We start from the raw sequence: 3,681 nt of genomic DNA on the forward strand, positions 1-3,681 counted from the left end.
GTGAAGTGCCGTTCGAGGAAATCGCAGCTCATGACGCCACCGCCGCGATCGCCATCGCCAGCGCGCCCGGCTTCCAGCTCGACGGGCGGTTCCGCGTCTCGGTCTTTCGGCGGATGATCTTCGCGGTCTCGGCCCGGGCGCGGAAGAGCCGGGACTTCACCGTCCCGTCGGGGAGCTCGAGCGCCGCGGCGATCTCTTCGTAGGCGAGACCGTCGAGGTCGCGGAGGATCAGGATCTCGGAGAGTTCCTCGGGGAGTTCGGCGATCGCTTCGAAAAGGAGCTTCGTCCGCTCCTTCTGGAGGGCGTTCCGGGCGGGGTCGTCGGAGGCCGGGAGGAGCGGCATGACGGACTCGTCCGAGACGTGGACGAAGGACTTCTCGCGCTTGCGGCGCCGGTACTGGTCGATGCAGAGATTGCGCGCGAGCGACACGATCCAGGCTCCGAAGGCGTACCGGCCGTCGTACCGGTGGAGGTTCTCGAAGACCTTCAGGAAGATCTCCTGGGAGAGCTCCTCGGCGTCTTCCTTGCGGAGCGTGAAGTGGTACGCGATGCCGTACACGCGGCGCCCGTACCGGTCGACGAGGGTGCCCCACGCGGCGTCGTCCCCGGTCCGGCAGGCGGCTGCGAGCGCGTGGTCGTCGATCTCGGTCATCATCTCCTCGCCTTCAAGAACGCAGGTTCCCGGGAAATGTTCCGTTGCTTCATTTTAGCTCCGGGAAGGCCCCCGGACGGGGGGCGGGGGTCGGGTCAGCGGGCGGCGCTTGGCTGGGGGATTTCGACGCCGTCCAGCAGGGCGGTGAGCATCTTCAGCAGGCTCTTCACGTCGACCGGCTTGGAGAGGTAGGCGGAGGCGCCCGCCTCGTCGATTTCGCGCCGGTCCGGATCCGAGGTCCGCCCGGTCAGCGCGATGATCGGGACCCCGGCGGTCTCCGGGTTGGATCGCAGCTGGCGGATGACGGTCGTTCCGTCCGCGTCGGGAAGGCTGATGTCCATGAAAATCGCGTCGAAACGCTCGGCAGCGACGAGCGCGAGAGCCTCCGTGGCGGACGCCGCCTCGGCGGTGAAGTGTCCCTCGATCGAGAGGACCGAGCAGAGGCCGTACCGCGAGTGCTCGTCGTCCTCGACGACCAGGATCCTCGCCGTCCTCGGGGGGCGCTCGGAAGTCCGCGAGGGCTCGGCGGCCGGCGGGCCCGCGGACGCGGCCGGGATCAGGGCGCGGAAGACCGAGCCCTCCCCGGGACGGCTCGTGACGGTGATCTCCCCTCCCATCAGGTGAACGAGCTCCTTGACGATCGAGAGACCCAGGCCCGACCCGGCCGACGCCGCCTCTCCTTCCGACGCCTGCCGGAACGGCTCGAAGATCATCGAGAGCTTGTCCGCGGGAATCCCCGTTCCGGAGTCGCGGACGGAAAACGCGACCGCGGGGCCGGGCGCGGCCGCGACGTCGAGGACGACCTCTCCGCGGTCCGTGAACTTGACCGCGTTGGAGAGCAGGTTCAGGAGCACCTGCCGGGTCTTGTCGCGGTCGATGGCGATGGCGTCGGGAGCGTTCTCCGCGATGGCCAGCCGGACCGGGAGCCGCTTCTTCTCGGCCTGCGGGGCGATGATCTCGAGCGTTTCGGCGAGGAAGGCCCGCAGGTCGACCGGCTCCGGGGCGAGGGTGGCCTGCCCTCCCTCGATCCGCGCGAGGTCGAGGAGGTTGTTGATCATGTGGAGCAGCGCATTGGCGCTCTGCCGGATGATCTGCAGGTCGTGTTCGCGTTGTTCCTCGGAGCGGGCGCGGGGAGCCTCCGTCGTCAGCACGTGCGAAAGGAGAATGATCGTGTTGAGCGGAGTCCGGAGCTCGTGGGAGACCGTGGAGAGGAACTTCGACTTCAGTCCGTCGACCTCCATCAGCCGGTCGTAGGCTTCCGCGAGCGCCCGCTGGGACTCGGGGTCTTCCGCCAGGCGGCGCGCGGAGACCGCCGCCCCGCGGAAGCGGCGTCCGCCGTCGAGGATCGCCGTCCAGGCGACTTCCAGGCGGGCGGGCGCGCCATCGGCGCCCGGGAGCGTGTACACCTCGCGGACGGCGGCCTGGCCGGACGAACGGAACCTCCGGAAGGGATCGAAGTCTGCCGGGAGCTCTTCGCCGTTCTCGCGCCGAAAGCCCGCCGCCCGGAAGAGATGCCGCGTCGACCGGCCGCGGAGCTCGCCGGGCGCGACTCCGAGGATCTGCGCGCTCGGCTGGTTCATCAGGATGATGCGGCCGTCCGCGTCGAGCAGGAGGAGGCCGATCGCCAGCTGCCGGGCGACGGCGGCGAGCTGACGGCTGCGCTCGCGTTCTCCCTCGACCGCGCTCGCGAGGAACAGAAGGCTCCGGACGCGGTGGCGGAGCTCCGACTCGTGGAACGGGACGAGGAGGAAGTCGTCGGCGCCCGAGCCGGTGATCGCCGCGTCCACGTCGGCGGGGTCGGCGAGGAGCAGCACCGGCACGAGGGGATCGCGCGGCCGGGCCTTCACCCGCCGCGACGCGTCGATCCCGGAGCCGTCCGAAAGGGACCGGTCGAGAACGACGACGTGCGGAGTCGAGCTCTCCAGCCGGTCCAGGACCTCCGCCGTCGAGGCGGCGGTGTCGACCTGGTATCGGCGGTACCGAAGAGTCGCTCCGTAAAGATGGAGAAAATCCGCGTCGGCCGAAGCGAGGAGCACGCGGGCCCGCGGGCGGCTGCGGATCGACGGGGTTCCGAACGCGAGCGGGCGAGTCTGCGTGATGTCGCTCTGTTCGCGCGCGCGCAGGTGGTGGGCGATCGTCGACCGCGCGGCTTCGGGCGCGACCGGCACGCCGATGAAGGCCGAGCACCCGGCCGCGAGCGCCCTCTGCCGCGCTCCTCCCATGCCCGCCGGGCTCAAGCCGAGGATCGGAATGCCGATCAGGGCCGGTTCGTGCTGCAGTTCGCGGATCAGATGCCAGGAGGGCATTCCCGGGAGCAGGAGATCCACGATCACGAGGTCCGGTTCGATCGCCCGGGCGCGATCGGCGGCGAGCCCGCTTTCCCGGACGGTCTCGAGCGAGTGCCCCTCCCCGGAGACGAGCGCCTCGAGGGCCGCGCGGTTCTCTTCGGAATCGTCGACGAGGAGGATTCTGGCCATAGGACGGCGCGCGGAGCGCCGCCTCGATCCTAGCATGGGAGCGCGGAGCCGCGGCCTCGCCGGCGCCTCCCGCCCTTTTCGGTTTTCGGCTAAACTGACGCCCGGTGGTCAGGGGATGAACGGATCGGAACAGGTTCGGTATTACCGCGATCGGAGCGAGGCGATGAAGAAGTTCGTGCGGCGGTTTCGCCACGAGATTTCGACGCCGCTCTCCGGCGCGGCGCTGCACATCGAGGTCGCGGCGCGTCGCCTTCAGAAGCCGGACGGCTTCGACCGCCAGGCCGTGCTCGAGAACCTCCGGATCTCGCAGCAGGCGCTCGAGAACGCCTCGGAGATGCTGGACTGGATCGGAGAGTTCTCCCGCGGCGAGGACGCCGCGCCGAAAGAGATTGCGCTGGGGTCGGTCGTGGCGCAAGGCGCCGAGCCGTTCCGGGAAGACCTCCGCCGCCGAGGGCTCGCGCTCGAGCTCCCGGACGGAGCCGGAGGTCCGCGCTGGTTCGGATCCGCGGGCGAGCTCGCCGAGGTCGTTTCGGAGCTCACCGCCAATGCGTT

The 3,681-nt window shown here is 70.0% G+C and carries 3 protein-coding genes; 1 reads left to right on the forward strand and 2 read right to left on the reverse strand.

Translation table 11 applies throughout. The features are described 5' to 3' along the window. Positions 1-28: 28 nt before the first annotated feature. On the reverse strand, positions 29-652 hold the full coding sequence (locus VFS34_13665) for a sigma-70 family RNA polymerase sigma factor (GenBank protein ID HET9795495.1): 624 nt from the start codon (positions 650-652) through the stop codon (positions 29-31). Positions 653-747: 95 nt separating this feature from the next. Next, positions 748-3,129, reverse strand: coding sequence for a response regulator (locus VFS34_13670; GenBank protein HET9795496.1), 2,382 nt, complete (start codon positions 3,127-3,129; stop codon positions 748-750). A gap of 163 nt (positions 3,130-3,292) precedes the next feature. On the opposite strand from VFS34_13670, the gene VFS34_13675 reads away from it, so the two are divergent. Next, positions 3,293-3,681, forward strand: a 389-nt coding sequence (locus tag VFS34_13675) for a hypothetical protein (protein HET9795497.1), incomplete at its 3' end; no start/stop codon positions are given.

This window comes from Thermoanaerobaculia bacterium, assembly GCA_035717485.1.
Lineage (GTDB): Bacteria > Acidobacteriota > Thermoanaerobaculia > UBA5066 > DATFVB01 > DATFVB01.